The sequence below is a fragment of the Pseudoxanthomonas sp. J31 genome, from assembly GCF_000510725.1.
Classification (GTDB): Bacteria; Pseudomonadota; Gammaproteobacteria; order Xanthomonadales; family Xanthomonadaceae; genus Pseudoxanthomonas.
The window spans coordinates 39,296-55,433 of record NZ_AZNZ01000002.1 but is presented as its reverse complement, the minus strand read 5'-3'; the positions used below and the strand labels follow the sequence as shown (position 1 = coordinate 55,433).

The 16,138-nt window shown below is 71.3% G+C and carries 16 protein-coding genes; 8 read left to right on the top strand and 8 right to left on the bottom strand.

Going from position 1 to position 16,138, the window contains the following annotated elements; all coding sequences use genetic code 11:
* Nucleotides 1–70 precede the first annotated feature (70 nt).
* The 4 genes from carB to recJ are packed head-to-tail and all read left to right on the top strand — an operon-like array spanning nt 71 to nt 6,497.
* Nucleotides 71–3,313 (top strand): carbamoyl-phosphate synthase large subunit, encoded by a 3,243-nt coding sequence (gene carB / locus PSEJ31_RS0103530; protein WP_028914673.1) that lies wholly within the window; start codon nt 71–73, stop codon nt 3,311–3,313.
* Entirely contained in the window at nt 3,310–3,786 is a 477-nt protein-coding gene (gene greA / locus PSEJ31_RS0103525) for a transcription elongation factor GreA (RefSeq protein ID WP_026010350.1), read from the top strand. The genes carB and greA overlap by 4 nt, the downstream gene beginning before the upstream one ends.
* Before the next feature lie 10 nt (nt 3,787–3,796).
* On the top strand, nt 3,797–4,750 hold the full coding sequence (locus PSEJ31_RS0103520) for a phosphoglycerate mutase (protein ID WP_028914672.1): 954 nt from the start codon (nt 3,797–3,799) through the stop codon (nt 4,748–4,750).
* Nucleotides 4,751–4,769: 19 nt separating this feature from the next.
* On the top strand, nt 4,770–6,497 hold the full coding sequence (gene recJ / locus PSEJ31_RS0103515) for a single-stranded-DNA-specific exonuclease RecJ (protein ID WP_028914671.1): 1,728 nt from the start codon (nt 4,770–4,772) through the stop codon (nt 6,495–6,497).
* Here recJ and PSEJ31_RS0103510 read toward each other — a convergent pair.
* Nucleotides 6,443–7,717, bottom strand: coding sequence for an acyltransferase family protein (locus PSEJ31_RS0103510; RefSeq protein WP_028914670.1), 1,275 nt, complete (start codon nt 7,715–7,717; stop codon nt 6,443–6,445). The genes recJ and PSEJ31_RS0103510 overlap by 55 nt on opposite strands.
* A 154-nt stretch (nt 7,718–7,871) precedes the next feature.
* On the opposite strand from PSEJ31_RS0103510, the gene PSEJ31_RS0103505 reads away from it, so the two are divergent.
* A complete protein-coding gene (locus PSEJ31_RS0103505; protein ID WP_028914669.1) occupies nt 7,872–8,762 on the top strand; it encodes a LytTR family DNA-binding domain-containing protein in 891 nt (296 codons plus the stop codon).
* 7 nt (nt 8,763–8,769) lie between these two features.
* Here the strand turns inward: PSEJ31_RS0103505 and PSEJ31_RS0103500 are convergent, their stop codons facing one another.
* On the bottom strand, nt 8,770–9,210 hold the full coding sequence (locus PSEJ31_RS0103500; protein ID WP_028914668.1) for a carboxymuconolactone decarboxylase family protein: 441 nt from the start codon (nt 9,208–9,210) through the stop codon (nt 8,770–8,772).
* Nucleotides 9,211–9,244: 34 nt separating this feature from the next.
* A complete protein-coding gene (locus PSEJ31_RS0103495; RefSeq protein ID WP_028914667.1) occupies nt 9,245–10,168 on the bottom strand; it encodes an RNA polymerase sigma-70 factor in 924 nt (307 codons plus the stop codon).
* Between the two features lie 141 nt (nt 10,169–10,309).
* On the opposite strand from PSEJ31_RS0103495, the gene PSEJ31_RS0103490 reads away from it, so the two are divergent.
* Nucleotides 10,310–11,824 (top strand): fumarate hydratase, encoded by a 1,515-nt coding sequence (locus tag PSEJ31_RS0103490; protein ID WP_051403635.1) that lies wholly within the window; start codon nt 10,310–10,312, stop codon nt 11,822–11,824.
* A gap of 107 nt (nt 11,825–11,931) precedes the next feature.
* On the top strand, nt 11,932–12,570 hold the full coding sequence (locus PSEJ31_RS0103485; protein WP_028914665.1) for a glutathione S-transferase family protein: 639 nt from the start codon (nt 11,932–11,934) through the stop codon (nt 12,568–12,570).
* An 8-nt stretch (nt 12,571–12,578) separates the two neighbouring features.
* Here the strand turns inward: PSEJ31_RS0103485 and arsC are convergent, their stop codons facing one another.
* The 3 genes from arsC to PSEJ31_RS0103470 are packed head-to-tail and all read right to left on the bottom strand — an operon-like array spanning nt 12,579 to nt 14,563.
* Entirely contained in the window at nt 12,579–12,923 is a 345-nt protein-coding gene (arsC, locus tag PSEJ31_RS0103480; protein WP_019397808.1) for an arsenate reductase (glutaredoxin), read from the bottom strand.
* Nucleotides 12,923–14,041, bottom strand: a complete 1,119-nt coding sequence (locus PSEJ31_RS0103475; RefSeq protein ID WP_051403634.1) for a phospholipase A — start codon at nt 14,039–14,041, stop codon at nt 12,923–12,925. Before PSEJ31_RS0103475 ends, arsC begins: the two co-directional genes overlap by 1 nt.
* Before the next feature lie 36 nt (nt 14,042–14,077).
* Nucleotides 14,078–14,563, bottom strand: coding sequence for a DUF456 family protein (locus PSEJ31_RS0103470; protein WP_028914663.1), 486 nt, complete (start codon nt 14,561–14,563; stop codon nt 14,078–14,080).
* Between the two features lie 226 nt (nt 14,564–14,789).
* On the opposite strand from PSEJ31_RS0103470, the gene PSEJ31_RS0103465 reads away from it, so the two are divergent.
* A complete protein-coding gene (locus PSEJ31_RS0103465; protein ID WP_019397805.1) occupies nt 14,790–14,999 on the top strand; it encodes a cold-shock protein in 210 nt (69 codons plus the stop codon).
* Nucleotides 15,000–15,071: 72 nt separating this feature from the next.
* Here PSEJ31_RS0103465 and PSEJ31_RS0103460 read toward each other — a convergent pair whose 3' ends face one another.
* The gene (locus tag PSEJ31_RS0103460; RefSeq protein ID WP_028914662.1) at nt 15,072–15,548 is read right to left on the bottom strand and encodes a glycine zipper 2TM domain-containing protein; all 477 of its coding nucleotides are present in this window, start codon (nt 15,546–15,548) and stop codon (nt 15,072–15,074) included.
* Between the two features lie 137 nt (nt 15,549–15,685).
* Nucleotides 15,686–16,117, bottom strand: coding sequence for a cytochrome c (locus PSEJ31_RS0103455; protein ID WP_028914661.1), 432 nt, complete (start codon nt 16,115–16,117; stop codon nt 15,686–15,688).
* Nucleotides 16,118–16,138 lie beyond the last annotated feature (21 nt).

Genomic DNA, 16,138 nt, shown 5'->3' with positions numbered 1-16,138 from the left:
GCCGCCGCGGCACGCCCACCGGCCCGGGAGCCGCAGCCCAAGGCGCGCTCCCCGCAATCCAGAGAACGAAATGCCCAAGCGCAGCGACATCAAGACCATCCTCATCATCGGCGCCGGCCCGATCGTCATCGGCCAGGCCTGCGAGTTCGACTACTCGGGCGCGCAGGCGTGCAAGGCGCTGCGCGAGGAGGGCTACCGGGTGGTGCTGGTCAACAGCAACCCGGCCACGATCATGACCGACCCGGACACCGCCGACGCGGTGTACATCGAGCCGATCAACTGGCAGACGGTCGAGAAGATCATCGCCAAGGAGCGCCCGGACGCGCTGCTGCCGACCATGGGCGGCCAGACCGCGCTCAACTGCGCCCTGGACCTGGCCGACCACGGCGTGCTGGAGAAGTACGGCGTCGAGCTGATCGGCGCCTCGCGCGAGGCCATCCGCATGGCCGAGGACCGCGAGCTGTTCCGCGTGGCCATGCAGGAGATCGGCCTGGAGTGCCCGAAGGCCGAGGTGGCGAAGAGCTTCGAGCAGGCGGTGGAGATCCAGGCCAAGGTGGGCTACCCGACCATCATCCGCCCGTCCTTCACCCTGGGCGGCAGCGGCGGCGGCATCGCCTACAACCGCGAGGAGTTCGAGGAGATCGTCAAGCGCGGCCTGGAGCTGTCGCCGGTGCACGAGGTCCTGATCGAGGAGTCGGTGCTGGGCTGGAAGGAGTTCGAGATGGAGGTGGTCCGCGACAAGGCGGACAACTGCATCATCGTCTGCTCGATCGAGAACCTCGACCCGATGGGCGTGCACACCGGCGACTCGATCACCGTGGCCCCGGCGCAGACCCTGACCGACAAGGAATACCAGCGCCTGCGCGACGCCTCCATCGCGGTGCTGCGCAAGATCGGCGTGGACACCGGCGGCTCCAACGTGCAGTTCGGCGTCAACGCCCAGACCGGCCGCGTCGTGGTGATCGAGATGAATCCGCGCGTGTCGCGTTCCTCGGCGCTGGCCTCCAAGGCCACCGGCTTCCCGATCGCCAAGGTCGCGGCCAAGCTGGCGGTGGGCTACACCCTGGACGAGCTGAAGAACGAGATCACCGGCGGCAAGACCCCGGCCTCGTTCGAGCCGGCGATCGACTACGTGGTCACCAAGATCCCGCGCTTCGCCTTCGAGAAGTTCCCGCAGGCCGATTCGCGCCTGACCACCCAGATGAAGTCGGTGGGCGAGGTGATGGCCATGGGCCGCACCTTCCGCGAGTCGGTGCAGAAGGCCCTGCGCGGCCTGGAGACCGGCAAGGTGGGCTTCGACCCGACCGGCCTGGACCTGGCGGACGAGGAGGACCTGGCGACCCTGCGCCGCGAGCTCAAGGCTCCCGGCCCGGAGCGCCTGTTCTACGTGGCCGACGCCTTCCGCGCCGGCATGAGCGTGGAGGAGATCCACGCCCTGTCGTTCATCGACCCGTGGTTCCTGGACCAGATCGAGGAGATCATCGCCGAGGAGAAGCGGGTGGCCGCCGAGGGGCTGGATTCGCTGGACGGCAAGCGCCTGCGCAAGCTCAAGCGCGACGGCTTCTCCGACGCGCGCCTGGCGCAGCTGGCCGGCACCAACGAGGCCGCGGTCCGCGCCCTGCGCCGCGCGCACAAGGTGCGCCCGGTTTACAAGCGCGTGGACTCCTGCGCCGCCGAGTTCGCCACCAGCACCGCCTACCTGTACTCGACCTACGAGGACGAGTGCGAGGCCAATCCGAGCAACCGCGACAAGATCATGATCCTGGGCGGCGGCCCCAACCGCATCGGCCAGGGCATCGAGTTCGACTACTGCTGCGTCCACGCCGCCCTTGCCCTGCGCGAGGATGGCTACGAGACCATCATGGTCAACTGCAACCCGGAGACGGTCTCCACCGACTACGACACCTCCGACCGCCTGTACTTCGAGCCGCTCACCCTCGAGGACGTGCTGGAGATCGTCGAGCTGGAGCAGCCCAAGGGCGTGATCGTGCAGTACGGTGGCCAGACCCCGCTGAAGCTGGCGCGCGCGCTGGAGGCCAACGGCGTGCCGGTGGTCGGCACCAGCCCCGACTCCATCGACCTGGCCGAGGACCGCGAGCGCTTCCAGCAGCTGGTCGAGAAGCTGGGCCTGAAGCAGCCGCCGAACCGCACCGCGCGCACCGCCGACGAGGCGCTGGCCCTGGCCCGCGAGATCGGCTACCCGCTGGTCGTGCGTCCCAGCTACGTGCTGGGCGGCCGCGCCATGGAGATCGTGTACGGCGAGGCCGACCTGGCCCGCTACGTGCGCGACGCGGTGAAGGTGTCCAACGACTCGCCGGTGCTGCTGGACCGCTTCCTGGACAACGCGGTCGAGGTCGACGTCGACCTGATCGCCGACGCCACCGGCGCCACCCTGATCGGCGGCGTGATGGAGCACATCGAGGAGGCCGGCGTGCATTCCGGCGACTCGTCCTGCTCGCTGCCGCCGTACTCGCTGTCGCAGGCCACCCAGGACGAGCTGCGCCGGCAGGTGCGCGAGCTGGCGAAGGCGCTGAAGGTGGTCGGCCTGATGAACACCCAGTTCGCCATCCAGTCCAACGAGGACGGCACCGACACCGTCTACCTGCTGGAGGTGAACCCGCGCGCCTCGCGCACGGTGCCGTTCGTGTCCAAGGCCACCGGCGTGCAGCTGGCCAAGATCGCCGCCCGCTGCATGACCGGCCGCACCCTGGCCGAGCAGGGCGCGACCCGCGAGGTCGTGCCCAGCTACTACTCGGTCAAGGAAGCGATCTTCCCGTTCGCCAAGTTCCAGGGCGTGGACCCGATCCTCGGCCCGGAGATGCGCTCCACCGGCGAGGTGATGGGCGTGGGCCGCAGCTTCGGCGCGGCCATGGCGCGCGCCCAGGAGGCCGGCGGCATCCGCGCGCCGCAGCCGGGCAAGGCGTTCGTGTCGGTGCGCGACCCGGACAAGAAGCGCGTGGTGCCGGTGGCCAAGGCCCTGGTCGAGCGCGGCTTCAGCATCGTCGCCACCCGCGGCACCGCGCAGTGGTTGCAGGACCACGGCGTGGAGTGCACCGTGGTCAACAAGGTCGCCGAGGGCCGCCCGCACATCGTCGACGCGATCAAGAACGGCGAGATCGCCTACATCGTCAACACCACCGAGGGCCGCGCCGCCATCGCCGACTCGTTCTCCATCCGGCGCGAGGCGCTGCAGCAGCGCGTGACCTACTCGACCACCGTCGCCGGCGCCAAGGCGCTGGTGCATTCGCTTGAATACCGCGGGACCGGCCCGGTCTGGTCCCTGCAGGAGCTGCACAAGGAGCTGCAATCGTGAGAGCCCCCCTGACCCTTAAAGGCGCCCAGCGCCTGCGCGAGGAGCTGGAGCACCTCAAGACGGTGAAGCGTCCGGAAGTGATCGCCGCCATCGCCGAAGCGCGCGGCCACGGCGACCTGAAGGAGAACGCCGAGTACCACGCCGCGCGCGAGCAGCAGGGCTTCATCGAAGGCCGGATCAAGCAGCTGGAGAGCGAGCTGTCGCACGCCGACCTGATCGACGTGACCAAGCTCAATGCCGGCAGCAAGGTGGTGTTCGGCGCCACCGTGACCCTGGCCGACGTGGAGACCGACGAGGAGGTCCGCTACCAGATCGTTGGCGACCTGGAGGCGGACATCAAGCAGGGCCTGATCGCGATCTCCTCGCCCGTGGCCCGCGCGCTGATCGGCAAGGAGGAGGGCGACACCATCGTGATCGAGGCCCCCGCCGGCAAGCGCGAATACGAGATCGTCAGCGTCGAGTACGTGGGCTGAGAGGCCGGCGATGACCGCCATCGCGCTGCTGCTGCCGGCCCGGGACAGGTTGCCCGGGCCCCTGCCGCAGGCGGCCGCGCGCGCCTTCGGGCGCGCCGACCGCGAGCAGCTCGAGCCCGGCGGCCGCGCCCAGCTGCGCCGCCACTTCCGCCTGACCCCGGACCACTGGCCGGTGGCCGCGCTCACCCGCCGCGCCGATGCCGGCAGCGATGCCGGCGACGCACTGTGGCTGCGCGCCGATCCGGCGCACGTGGCGCCGGACCTCAACGGCGCGCGCCTGCTCGGCTGGGGCGAAGGCCTGGGCCTGGACACCCTGGACGCGCAGGCGCTGCTGCCGGTGCTCAAGCCGCTGTTCGGCGACGCCGGCTACCAGCTGGATGCGCCGCATCCGGCACGCTGGTACCTGCGCCTGCCTGCCGGTACCCCGCTGCCGGAGTTCACCGCGCCCGAGGACGCGCTCGGCGACGACCTGTTCAACGCGCTGCCGCTGGGCGAGGACCCGGTGTCGCGGCGCTGGCGCGCGCTGATCACCGAGGTCCAGGTCGCGCTGCACCACCACCCCTGGAACCGCGCGCGCACCGACCATGGCCGGCCCGCGGTCAACTCGCTGTGGTTCTGGGGCGCCGGCGTGGCCCCGGACAGCGTGCAGTCGAGCTACATGAACGTGCGCAGCCCCGATCCGCTGGTGCAGGCCCTGGCCGGCGAGGCCGGCGCCGCCACCGCGACCCCGGCCACCGCCGCCGACACGCCGCCGGGCGCGGTGGGCGACAGCCTGGTCGACCTGCGCCACCTGCGTTCGCTGGAGGTGCTGGGCAACCAGGTGCTGCCGCCGCTGCTGGCTTCGATGGCACGCGACGAGTTCGACACCTTGCTGCTGGACTTCGAGGACGGCACCCGCCTGCACCTGCGCCGCGGCCAGCGCTGGCGCTTCTGGCGCAGCCCGCTGCGTTCGCTGGACGCATGAACTCTCCCGCGCCGCGCGCATGAGTCCCGCCGCTCCCCGGATCCGCCGCCGCGAGCCCGTGGTAGTGGGCGGCGCCTGGCCCGGCCACGTGCCGCCGCTGCTGCGCCGGGTGTACGCCGCGCGCGGCGCCGACCGCTTCGAACTGGCGCGGCCGCGCCTGTCCGACCTGCTGCCGCCGGACGCGCTGGGCGGCCTGCCGGCGGCGGTCGCACTGCTGGCCTCGGCCATCCGCGACGACCGCCACATCGTGGTGGTCGGCGACTTCGACTGCGACGGCGCGACCGCCTGCGCGGTGGGCGTGCGCGGCCTGCGCATGCTCGGCGCGCGCAGGGTCTCGCACGCGGTGCCCAACCGCATGGTCCACGGCTACGGCCTGTCGCCTGCGCTGGTGGAGGAACTGGCGGCGCTGCAGCCGGAACTGCTGGTCACCGTGGACCACGGCATCGCCTGCCATGCCGGCGTCGCCGCCGCGCGCGCGCGCGGCTGGCAGGTACTGGTCACCGACCACCACCTGCCGGGCCAGCAGCTGCCGCCGGCCGACGCCATCGTCAACCCGAACTGCGCCGGCGACGCCTTCCCGAGCAAGTGCCTGGCCGGCGTGGGCGTGATCTTCTACGTCCTGCTCGCGCTGCGCCGGCACCTGCGCCAGTCCGGCGCGTTCCCGGCCGGCGAACCGGACCTGTCCAGCCTGCTGGACCTGGTCGCGGTCGGCACCATCGCCGACCTGGTGCCGCTGGACGCCAACAACCGCGCCCTGGCCGCGGCCGGCCTGCGCCGCCTGCGCGCCGGCCAGGCCTGCGCCGGGCTGCGCGCCCTGGTCGAGGTCTGCGGCCGCGACCTGGCCTGCCTGACCGCGGCCGACATCGGCTTTGCCGTGGGCCCGCGGCTCAACGCCGCCGGGCGCCTGGAGGACATGGCCCTGGGCATCGAATGCCTGCTCACCGACGACCCGCAGCGCGCGCGCGAACTGGCCGGCATCCTCAACGAGATCAACGCCGAGCGCCGCGCCGTGCAGCAGGCGATGACCGACGACGCCGAGGCGGCCCTGGCGCGCGCGCAGGTCGACCACGGCGCGCCGCCGCTGGCGCCGTGCCTGTTCGACCCGGAGTGGCATCCGGGCGTGGTCGGGCTGGTGGCCTCGAAGATGAAGGAGCGCCTGTACCGGCCGGTGCTGGCCTTCGCTCCGGCCGAGCCCGGCGCGCAGGTGTTGCGCGGCTCGGCGCGCTCGATCGCCGGCTTCCACATCCGCGACGCCCTGGCCGCGGTGGACGCGCGCCATCCGGGACTGGTGCAGCGCTTCGGCGGCCATGCCATGGCCGCCGGCCTGACCCTGGAACTGGCCAAGCTGCCGGCGTTCGAGCAGGCCTGGCAGGAACACGCCCGCGCCACCCTGGACGATGCACTGCTGCAGGCCGAACTGCTCAGCGACGGCGAGCTGCTGCCGCAGGAGTTCGACCGCTTCCACGCCGAGGCGCTGCGCGACGGCGGGCCGTGGGGGCAGGGCTTCCCGGAGCCGCTGTTCGACGGTTGCTTCGAGGTCCTGGACTACCGCCCGGTCGGCGAGCGCCACCTGCGCCTGCGGCTGCGCCACCCGGACCGGCGTGAGCCGCTGGCGGCAATCCACTTCGGCGGCTGGCAGGGCAGTGCGCCGGCCCCGCACCTGCACCTGGCCTACCGCCTGCAGCCGGACGATTACCGTGGCGGCTCGGCGGTGCAGCTGGTGGTCGAGCACGCCGTCCCGGCCTGAGCGGCGGCTGGCGCGGACCGCTCGCGGTACTGCAGTCCGAACAGCGGCCGCAGCAGTGGCACCCGCCGGACCACCTCATAGGCGGCGAAGCAGGTGGCGAAGGTCAGCAGCACCAGCAGCGGCCCCTCCAGCGCCGGATGCAGGTCCAGCGGTTGCAGGTTGTGCGCGGCGACCACGGTGACGGTCTGGTGCAGGATGTAGACCGGGAAAACCGCCGGCACCAGGTAGCGCAGCAGCGGGCCGTCGCCCGGCGACAGCCGCCGGGCAAAGCCGAGCACGGCGACGATCGCGCACCACTGGTCCACGCCCCACACCGCGCGCATGGCCAGGCGCAGGGCCTGGGGCGGCTCGCTGCCGGCGTAGGAAACGGTATAGCCGGCCAGCACGGCCCAGCTGCCCAGCCACAGCAGCAGGGCCGGCCAGCGCAGGCGCACGGCCGCGTCCCAGAACCCGTCGCGGCGCGCGGCCAGGAAGCCGAGCAGGAACACCCCGAAGTACTGGACGTGGTTGTACCAGTCGCCGACCAGGGCGTGGGTCGAACCGTAGCGGCCGATCAGCAGCAGCCGCGCCAGGGCCAGGGCCAGCGCCGGCCACAGCAGCAGCCCCCAGCCGCACAGGGCGCGTTCCAGCGCGCCGCCGGCGCGGTCCAGGAGCGGCCGCGCCAGCCGCCACAGCAGCCACAGCGCCACCGTGTAGACCCACAGGTAGGCCACGAACCACAGGTGGTTCCAGGTCGGCAGGATCAGGCAGCCACCGGCATCGCAGAACGAACCGTCCGCGCGCAGGTAGCGCGCCCAGAAAGCCAGGAAGCCGTCGTGGTAGCCGCCGGGCAGCTGCTCGACCACCTCATAGTAGGACTGCGGCGGCACCACCACCGCCATGCCGAACAGCAGCGGCAGCAGCAGCCGCCAGGAGCGGTTGCCGAGGAAGCGTACCCGGCCGTCCCCGGCCGCGGCCTGGCGCTGGGCCTGCGCCAGCAGGAACGCGGTGGCCACACCGGATACCAGGAACAGCAGCGACAGCCGCCAGGGACCGGTGAGCAGCATCGCCGGCTCCAGCAGGGGGCCGGCGTGCGGGCTTTTCACGTGCCAGTCCCAGCTCACGTAATACATGCCCACGTGGTACAGGACCAGCAGGCCGAAGGCGCAGACCCGGACCCAGTCCAGGTCGTGGCGGCGGGTGGCGGTGGAGGCGGGCGGTACGCTGGCGTCGCGCGGCATGGCGTATTCCGGACGTGTCGGTGGCCCGGGAAACTGGCACGGCACGCCGCGCCGGTGGGGCTCCGGATGACGACCGGCACGCCGGCGGGGACGAACCGCGGGCACGCGGGGACGGATGGGGCGGTGCGACGGTGGCGTTGGCTAGAATGCGTCGATGACTCCGCCGGAACCGTTTCCCTACCAGCGCTACGCCCCCTGGAAGACCTGGGTCGAGGCTGGCCTGTGGACCCTCCTGATCCTGGGCAACTTCGCAGGCAACAGCCTGACCGAGCTGATGGAGCTGTGGCGGCGGGGGGCCGGGATCCCGACCTGGGAACCGCTGGTGTGGGAAGGCAGCAGCGCGCTGGTCCTGCTGCTGCTGGTGCCGGTGCTGGCCTGGTTCACGGGCCGCTTCCCGCTGTACTGGCACCTGTGGCGCCGGCGCCTGGCCCTGTACGCGGCCGCCAGCGTGGTGCTGTGCGTGGTCCACGTGCTGGCCATGGTGGCCCTGCGCGAACTGGTCTACCGCGCCCTGGGCAGCGACTACCAGTTCGGCCCTTGGCTGCGCGGGCTGGTGTACGAGTACCTGAAGGACGTCCGTGCCTTCTTCCTGATCGTGGTGGTGATGGAGGGCTACCGCGCCCTGCTGCGCCGCTGGCAGGGCGAGGCCAGCCTGCCGGAAGCGGCGCCGCCGGCGCCGGACGCCGGGCCGGCGGACGCCGAGCCCGCGCGCCCGGAGCGCTTCCTGGTGCGCAAACTGGGGCGCGAGTTCCTGGTCCCGACCGGCGAGATCGAGTGGCTGCAGGCCTCCGGCAACTACGTGAACCTGCGCGTGGGCGGCCGCGACTATCCGCTACGCAGCACCCTGGCGCGGGTGGAGGAGCAGCTGGACCCGCGCGCCTTCGCGCGGATCCACCGCAGCTACATGGTCGCCCTGGCCCAGGTCGCCTCGATCGAGCCGCTGGACAGCGGCGATGCCCGCGTGCACCTGAAGGACGGCAGCGTGCTGCCGTGCAGCCGGCGCTACCGCCAGGCCCTGCGCGAGCGCTTCGACGCCGGGGCCTGAGCGGCGCTCAGGGCAGTTCCGGCTGCAGGCCCACGCCCAGCCGGTTCCAGGCGCTGATCAGGGCCACGGCCATGGTCAGGGTGGCGATGCCGGCATCGTCGAAGTGCGCCTTCAGCGCCTCGTAGGTGGCGTCGGCCGGGGCGCCGGAGGGCAGCCTGGCCAGGGCCTCGGCCCAGTCCAGGGCGGCGCGCTCGCGGGCATCGAAGAAGCGGCTGTCGCGCCAGCCGGGCAGGGTGTCGAGCTTGCGCGGGTCGACCCCGGCCCGGCGCAGGGCGGTGGCGTGCATGTCCATGCAAAACGCGCAACCGTTGATCTGCGACACCCGCAGGAACACCAGCTCGACCAGGGTGGGCTCCAGCACGCCGTCGTGCACGGCGTTGCTGGCGGTGTAGAGCGCCTTGAAGGCATCCGGGACGTGCCTGGGATATTCGACGCGACGGTAGTCCATGCGGGTCTGCTCCGGCGGGCCACCATGGCCGCCTTCACCACCAGGACGTCCCGGGCGACGCATCCGTGACAGCCAGCTTGTCCGGATTGGCGACGGTGTACAGCGCGGTGATGCGGCCGTCCGCGCTGGCGGCGACAGTGACCCCCACCAGCCGCCCGTCGCGGTAGCGCAGGATCGCCGGCTCGCCGTTGGCCAGGCCAAGCTGCCAGCGCACCGCCGGATCGCGCCGCCGCGCCACCGCCCAGAACAGGCGGGCGATGCGCTCGGCCCCGTGCAACGGGCGGATCGCCGCCAGTGCCTTGCCACCGCCGTCGGAAACCAGCTGTGCATCGGCGTGCAGCAGGGCTTGCACCGCCTCGCGGTCGCCCTCGCGCGCGGCGTGCATGAACTTCTCCAGCAGGATCCGGTGGTGGCGCGGATCGACCCAGAAGCGCGGCCGTGCCCCGGCGATGCGCGTGCGGGCGCGGTGCACCATCTGCCGGCAGGCCGCCTCGCTGCGTTCCAGCAGCCGGGCGATCGCGGCGTAGTCGTGGTCGAACACTTCCCGCAGCAGGAACGCCGCGCGCTCCTCGGGCCCGAGCCGTTCCAGCACCGCCAGGAACGCGAGCGAGACTTCCTCGGCCCGTTCCAGCGCCCGCGCCGGTCCGGGCGCCTCGTCGGCCGGCTCGGACGCGGCCGCGGTGGGGGCGTCGGGATCGACCCGGGCCGGTTCCGGCAGCCAGGGCCCCGGATAGGTTTCGCGCCGGCGCCGGGCGGCGCGCAGGCGGTCGATGCCCAGCCGGGTGGCGGTGGTCACCAGCCAGGCCTCCGGGTCGGCGATGGCGGCCCGGTCCGCCCGGTGCCAGCGCAGCCAGGTGTCCTGGACCACGTCCTCGGCGTCGGCGCGGCTGCCCAGCAGCCGGTAGGCCAGGGCCAGCAGGCGCGGCTGGTGTCGATGGAAATGATCAACAGGTTCCATGGATTCCAGGACGGAACAGCGCTTGCCGGTGTGACAGGGGCCCCGGCCGCGCCGCCACTTTGGCCTAAAATGGGCGGGTTTTCCGCCTGCCATGAGCCAGCCGTGACCGCTTCCGCTTCGTCCAGCCCGTCGAACATCCCGGTGTCCATCCGCCAGGAGGACCTGATCCAGTCCGTCGCCGACGCGCTGCAGTACATCAGCTACTACCACCCGGTCGACTACATCCGCAACCTCGCCGCCGCCTGGGAGCGGGAGGAATCGCCCGCGGCCAAGGACGCGATGGCGCAGATCCTGATCAACTCGCGCATGTGCGCCGAAGGCCACCGCCCGATCTGCCAGGACACCGGCATCGTCACCGTGTTCCTGCAGATCGGCATGAACGTGCGCTGGGACGACGCGACCATGGGCGTGGAGGACATGGTCAACGAGGGCGTGCGCCGCGCCTACAACCACCCGGACAACAAGCTGCGCGCCTCGGTCCTGGCCGACCCGGCCGGCAAGCGCCTGAACACCCGCGACAACACCCCGGCCGTGGTCAACGTCAAGGTCGTGCCGGGCAACAAGGTGGACGTGATCGTCGCGGCCAAGGGCGGCGGCTCGGAGGCCAAGAGCAAGTTCGTGATGCTCAATCCCTCCGACTCCATCGTCGACTGGGTGCTCAAGACCGTGCCGACCATGGGCGCCGGCTGGTGCCCGCCGGGCATGCTCGGCATCGGCATCGGCGGCACCGCCGAGAAGGCGATGCTGCTGGCCAAGGAAGCGCTGATGGAGCCGATCGACATCCAGGACCTGGTCGCCCGCGGCCCGTCCAACCGCATCGAGGAACTGCGCCTGGAGCTGTACGAGAAGGTCAACGCGCTGGGCATCGGCGCCCAGGGCCTGGGCGGCCTGACCACGGTGCTGGACATCAAGATCAAGGACTATCCGACCCACGCCGCCAACCTGCCGGTGGCGATGATCCCCAACTGCGCCGCCACCCGCCACGCGCACTTCACCCTGGACGGCAGCGGCCCGGTCGCCCTCGACCCGCCCTCGCTGGAGGACTGGCCGAAGCTGACCTACAGCCCGCACAACGCCCGCCGCGTGGACCTGGACACGGTCACCCGCGAGGAAGTGGCCAGCTGGAAGCCGGGCGAGGTGCTGCTGCTCAACGGCAAGCTGCTGACCGGCCGCGACGCCGCGCACAAGCGCATGGTCGACATGCTGGGCCGCGGCGAGAAGCTGCCGGTGGACTTCACCAACCGCTTCATCTACTACGTCGGTCCGGTCGATCCGGTGCGCGACGAGGTGGTCGGCCCGGCCGGCCCGACCACCGCCACCCGCATGGACAAGTTCACCCGGCAGATGCTGGAGCAGACCGGCCTGCTGGGCATGGTCGGCAAGGCCGAGCGCGGCGACGCGGCGATCGAGGCCATCCGCGACAACAAGGCCGTGTACCTGATGGCGGTCGGCGGTTCGGCCTACCTGGTGTCCAAGGCGATCAAGGCCTCGCGCGTGGTCGCGTTCGAGGACCTGGGCATGGAGGCGATCTACGAGTTCGAAGTCAAGGACATGCCGGTGACCGTCGCCGTGGACTCCACCGGCGAGTCGGTGCACAGGACCGGCCCGAAGCAGTGGCAGGCCCGGATCGGCAAGATCCCGGTGGTGGTGGCCTGAGCCAGGCGCCATCGCGGCACACGGGCGGGCCGGCAGCGATGCCGCCCCGTTCTTTTTGCCCCCGCGCCAGGGCGATAATCGCCACGTCCATTCCAGGGAGCCGCGCGATGTCCGTCGTCCTCTATGGTTCGCAAAGCACCGCGTCGCTGGTGGTGCACTGGCTGCTGATCGAGCTGGGCATCGGGCACGAGCTGCGTCAGCTGGACTTCGACCGGCGCGAGCAGAAGTCGCCGGAGTACCTGGCGCTCAATCCCGCCGGCCGCGTGCCCACCCTGGTGATCGACGGGCAGGTGCTGACCGAGTCGGCCGCCATCGCCATGCACCTGGCCGACCTGTACCCGCAGGCCGGGCTGGCGCCGGCGCCGGGCACCCCGGCGCGCGGCGACTACTACCGCTGGATGTGCTTCTGCGTGTACACGCTGATGCCGCAGTACCGCGCCTGGTTCTACCCGGACGAACCGGCCGGGCCGGAGCACGTGGAGGCGGTGAAGGAACGCGCCCGCGCCGCGCTGGAGGCGGCGTGGCAGCAGGTGGCCGACCACCTGCAGCGCAACGGCGGCCCGTACATGCTCGGCGGGCAGCGCACGGCGGTGGATTTCGTCCTGACCATGCTGATGCGCTGGTCGCGCAACATGCCCAGGCCCACCGACAGCTGGCCGGTGCTGCAGGACTACGCCAGGCGGATGAAGTCGCTGCCCAGCTTCGCCGAGGTCTACCGCCGCGAGGGCATCACCGACTGGACCTGAGGCGCCGCTCAGTCGAGCAGGGCGACCACTTCCTCCGGCGGCCGGCACAGGCGCGCGCCGCGGCGGGTGATCACCACCGGGCGGTTGATCAGCTGCGGGTTGGCGATCATCGCGTCCAGCAGGGCCTCGTCGTCGGCCGAATCCAGGCCCAGTTCGGCGTAGAGCGGTTCGCTGCTGCGGACCAGGACGCGCACGCCGCCGCAGGACTCGGCGACGCGGCGCAGGCTCTGGCGATCGGGTGGATGGGCCAGGTAGTTGAACATCACCGGCTCGATCCCGCGCTCGCGCAGGATCTCCAGCACCGCGCGGGACTTCGAGCAGCGCGGGTTGTGCCAGACCGTCGCGCGCTGCATCAGAACCACTCCAGCAGGGCAAAGCCGACGCCGATGTAGGTGGCCTTGTGGTTGTAGTCGATCATGCTCTCGCCGTAGCCGTCGAACACCTGGACGTGGCCGCGCAGCAGGTTGTTGATCGGGAAGCCCCAGTCCAGCTGCAGCGAGCCGTGCGCGCGGTCGCCGCCGCGCAGCGAGTGGCGCGCGGTCAGGCTCAGCTCGTGGCCGTTGCGGTTGTATACCAGCAGGGCGTCGCCGCGGCCGATGTAGTCCTCGATGTCCGGGTTGTTGTCGTCGCGCGCGCTTTCGCCGACCCGGTACCAGGGGCGCAGCACGAAGGCCCAGTTGTCGCGGTCCAGGCCGAGGTTGAGGATCACCCGGTTCCAGCTGCGCGAGAACGGATCGCTGCGGCCGTTGGACTGGTGGTTGAGGCTGATCCCGGTCATCCGCCCCTTCCAGCCGAACAGGCTGTAGTTGTTGCGGAACACCAGCATCACCTCCGGCTCGTAGTTGGTCTCGCGGAACGGGCGTGAGGTCTCCGAGGCGTAGGCCTGCCAGCGCGAGCTCTGGGTGTAGCCGACCCAGACGTCGCCGTTGTCGCCGAACAGGTCCTCGGCGACCTTGGTCTTGAAGCTCAGCTGGAACTTGGCCTCGATGCTGTCCAGCTGCTCGGGCGTGGTGACGGTGTTGTTGGGGTTGGGCGAGCTGGGGGTGGTGTTGGTCCGGCTGGTCCAGAAGCCAGGCAGCACGTACACCGGCTTGTAGGCGCGCAGCTGGAAGATGCCCAGCTTGGAGTCCTTGGCCAGTTCCCAGCGGTTGTCCAGCAGCGAGCCGCGGCCGGCGTTGGCGATCGCCGCGCGCGCGGCCGGGTGCAGGTCGCGCTGGAACAGCTCGGTGGCGGGCTGTTCGCCCGCGGCCTCCTCCGCGGCGCGCTCGGCGACGTCGGCGGCCAGGTCCGCTTCCTGCGGCGAGGGCGCGACATAGCCCAGGGCTGCGTCGTAGCAGGCCAGGCGCTGGGCGTTGGAGGCGATGGCCAGGCAGGCGTCGGCGCTGGCCGGGCGCGCGGTGATTTCCTGCGCCGCCAGCGCTGGGGCGGTGGCGGCGAGCGCGGCGCACAGCGCCAGGGGCAGGGGGGGCATCCGGTTCAAGTCGAGCTCCAGGGAGGCGGTGCGTATTCAGAAAAACCACGCCAGCACGAACAGGCCGAGCATGGCGAAGGCCAGGGCCAGCTTCAAGGCGGCGCCCAGCAGCAGGCCTACCCAGGTGGCCGCGCCGACCCGCGCGGCTTGTGGCAGGTGCCGGGTATGCCACAGCTCGCCCAGCACCGCGCCGATGAACGGGCCCAGCAACAGTCCGGGCAGGCCGAAGAACAGGCCGACGATGGTGCCCAGGGTGGCACCGGCCACGGCCATCCGCCCGGCGCCGAAGCGGCGCGCACCGAAGGCGCCGGCCATGATGTCGATCGCGATGGAAAGCAGCGTGAGCAGGCCGAGGGCGGCCAGGGTCCAGCCACTGATCCGGATGAAACCATCCGCCCAGGCGGCCAGCGCCATGCCGGCGAACACCAGGGGCAGGCCAGGCAGGGCCGGGAGCACCACGCCGGCCAGGCCGACCAGCATCAGCAGGCCGGCGAGCAGGTACCACAGGGTGGTCGTATCCATCGGGGGCGGGGGGCTCCTGGGGGCGGCCCGGGCATGATTGCATTCGCCATGGGCCGGCGGTAAGTTTGGGCCGCTGCGCTTGGCAAGGTCACCGTGAACCGTGACCTGATGCGGTAGGTCCTTGGTGATGGTCTGCTACATCGTTACACCTCGCGTACTCCTTGCAACCAGCCGCCGTTGGCCACGGCGTAACCACCACCCAGCAAAGTTCCAGGAGTAAGCAGTAATGGCAGAGCGCGAGACCGGGACCGTCAAATGGTTCAACGATGCCAAGGGCTTTGGCTTCATCAGCCGTGAGAATGGCGAGGACGTGTTCGTCCACTTCCGCGCCATCCAGATGCAGGGCTTCAAGAGCCTGAAGGAAGGCCAGAAGGTCACCTTCACCGTCGTCCAGGGCCAGAAGGGCCTGCAGGCCGACGCGGTGCAGACCGCCTGATCCAGAGCCATCGGCTACAAACGGAAACGGCCCGCGATGCGGGCCGTTTCTTTTTGTCGGTCGTGGCGGCGATCAGCGGATCACGACCTTGCCGTTGACCACGCGCACGTAGGTGTTCTCGCGGATGCCGCCGAGGTCGCGCTGGTTGATCACCACGGTGCGGCCGTCGTCCATGCGCACGTGGATGTTGTAGGTATCGCCGGTGACGCGGCCCTGGATGGCGTTGCCGGCCATCGCGCCGGCGGCCGCGCCCGCCACGGCGGAGACGTTCTGGTTGCCCTTGCTGCCACCGGTCTTGTCGGAGATCTCATGGCCGGCGACCGCGCCGACGATGCCGCCCAGGATCGCGCCGGTCGCGGCGGGCGCGGTGCGGTTGGAGCCGATCACGTCGATACGGGTGACGATGCCGCAGTCCAGGCACGATTGCGGGGCCGGATAGCTGCCGCCGGACGGATAGGACGAACCATAGCCGTAGTTGGGCGAGGTGGTGCTGCAGGCGGCCAGGGCCAGGGAGCAGAGGACGGCGGCGCAGAGCAGGCGGGACTTCATCGTGCATCTCCTGAAGTGTGGTCCGGCGGATGCGGCCGGGCCGCTTCCGTGGCTGCATCCTTGCGCCATGCTCGTGAACGGCGCGGCAACCCGGCGCCCGCCCGCGCATGACGCCGGCGGCTGGCATCAGCCGCGGTTCAGCGGAAATCCTGGTGGCAGGCGCGGCAATCGCCGCCGATCTTCTCCAGCGTGGCGGTGATCTGCGCGCAGTCCGACGGCGGCGCGGCCAGCGCCTGGTCGAGGTTGGCGCGCAGGCTGGAGGCCGCACCGGCGAAGCGCTGGTCGTCGCGCAGCCCCGGGAAGGCGGTTTCCAGGTCGTTGGCCATCGCCCGCAGCGACTGCAGGCGCGGCAATGCATCGTGCACGGCGCAGCGGTTGGCCGCGGCGGTGGCCTTCAGTTCCTGGGTCTGGCGCGCCATCACGTTCATCAGCGCGTCCGGGAACGGATCCTGCCGCTCCTTCAGCGCGCGCAGCGCCATCACCGCGGCGACCACGCCCACCAGCAGGCCGATGGCAAACACGACGAGGTAGCGGGCGGCGGGCGAGGGGCGGTTCGGCTGGCTGGCCATGCGGCGGGCTCCGTTGGAAGG